Origin of the sequence: Aerococcus agrisoli, assembly GCF_003797145.1 — a bacterium.
GTDB lineage: Bacteria > Bacillota > Bacilli > Lactobacillales > Aerococcaceae > Aerococcus > Aerococcus agrisoli.
This window is the reverse complement of record NZ_RKMG01000074.1, coordinates 1-1,473: the sequence shown is the minus strand read 5'-3', so window position 1 is coordinate 1,473 and position 1,473 is coordinate 1. Positions and strand designations below refer to the sequence as shown.

The 1,473-nt window shown below is 45.6% G+C and carries 2 protein-coding genes; both read right to left on the bottom strand.

Going from position 1 to position 1,473, the window contains the following annotated elements; genetic code table 11:
• Nucleotides 1-25: 25 nt before the first annotated feature.
• Nucleotides 26-970 carry an IS3 family transposase gene (locus EF384_RS09530; RefSeq protein ID WP_233570093.1) on the bottom strand — a complete coding sequence of 315 codons (945 nt, stop codon included), beginning with the start codon at nucleotides 968-970 and terminating at the stop codon, nucleotides 26-28.
• A complete protein-coding gene (locus tag EF384_RS09525) occupies nucleotides 856-1,422 on the bottom strand; it encodes a helix-turn-helix domain-containing protein (protein ID WP_123781476.1) in 567 nt (188 codons plus the stop codon). Before EF384_RS09525 ends, EF384_RS09530 begins: the two co-directional genes overlap by 115 nt.
• Nucleotides 1,423-1,473: the final 51 nt, after the last annotated feature.

Below are 1,473 nucleotides of genomic sequence, written 5' to 3'. Positions count from 1 at the left end.
CGACCCCCAAAAGTTAGAGTTTTAATTATTCAGCCAATTGGCTGGTTTGAGTTCGGTATTCTACTGGACTTAGGCCAGCCAATTTTTCTTTCGATCGAACTTGGTTGTACCAATCGATATACTCGGAAATCCTTGATTCAAGCTCACCATAACTTACCATTTTTTCTCCGTGATACATTTCCTGTTTCAGAATGCCGAAGAAATTTTCCATCGCTGCATTATCAGCACACGTTGCTTTCCGAGACATGCTTTGAAAGAGTTTGTTTTTCTTCAAGATTTTAACCCACTTGTTGTGCTGGTACTGCCATCCTTGGTCCGAATGAAGGGTCGTGCGGACGGTGCCGTGTTTACGAATGATGCCGACGGCCTCCTGCAGGGGCTTCATCACGAAGTCCAGAGTTGGTCGCTTATTCATGCTGTAGGCGATGACCTCTCCGTTATACAAGTCCAGAATAGGGCTAAAGTATAACTTCTCCTCCCCCATACACTTGAATTCAGTGACGTCCGTGACGAGTTTCTGTAAGGGGATAGTGGTGTGGAAGCGCCGATTCAGTCGGTTCTTCGCAACGGTTCCCACTCTCCCTCTATAGGAATTGTACTTGCGAGACTTCCGCATGAACTTGACACATTTTAAACCTATTTCTTGCATGAGGCGGTACACCTTTTTGTGGTTGACGCAATGTCCCAGTTTTTGCATTTCCTTCGTGAGTCGTTTATACCCATACCGCTCTTTGAACTGAGAGAAAAGCTGTTGGATCAGCTCTTTTAGAGCCCCATCCGGGTCCGCTATTCCCAGTTGTTTCGCGTGGTAATGGTACGTTGCGGATGGGATTCCAACTACTGAAAGAATATCCTTCAGTTTGAATCCTTCCTCTTTGAGTGCGTATGCCACTGCTGTTTGTGCTTTTCGAGAAAGGTGTCTGGATTCTCCCGGAAAGCTTTCAACTTTTTTAAGTAAGCAATCTCTAATCTTAGTAATTCATTTTCACGCTCCAGCTCTTCTTGGGAAAGAGAAGTGGACTTTGCTTGTTTTCCCGGCTGTTTTCTCGGTTTTCTGGACATGGGAGGTCGCCCCTTTTGTTTTGGTTTCAGGCCTTTCATCCCGTTCTCTTGGAAGGCCCGGTTCCAGTTGGCGATTAGGGAAGGATTGTTCATGCCGAAGGCAATGGCCGTTTCGGAATAAGAAGCGCCTGTTTCTTTCATAAAGTGTAATACATCCACCTTGAATTGAACAGGGTAGACCGTCTTCTTCCGCTTCCTCTTCAGACCTTCCAACCCGAATTCTTGGAAAAATGTCACCCATTTTCGGACGGTTGCGGCATCAGGAATGGCATGTTTCTTCGCCAAGGCGCTATATCCCAACGGGCCATCCAGATATTCTTGCACAACTTGTAACTTGAATGCTTCACTATATTTTGCCATAAAAAGGACCCCCAAAAGTTTAGATTTTACTCTAACTTTTGGGGGTCGGTA

Bases quoted from the DNA above. Each gene is read 5' to 3' on its own strand.
- EF384_RS09525 (WP_123781476.1), bottom strand. From the start codon at position 1,422: ATGGCAAAATATAGTGAAGCATTCAAGTTACAAGTTGTGCAAGAATAT.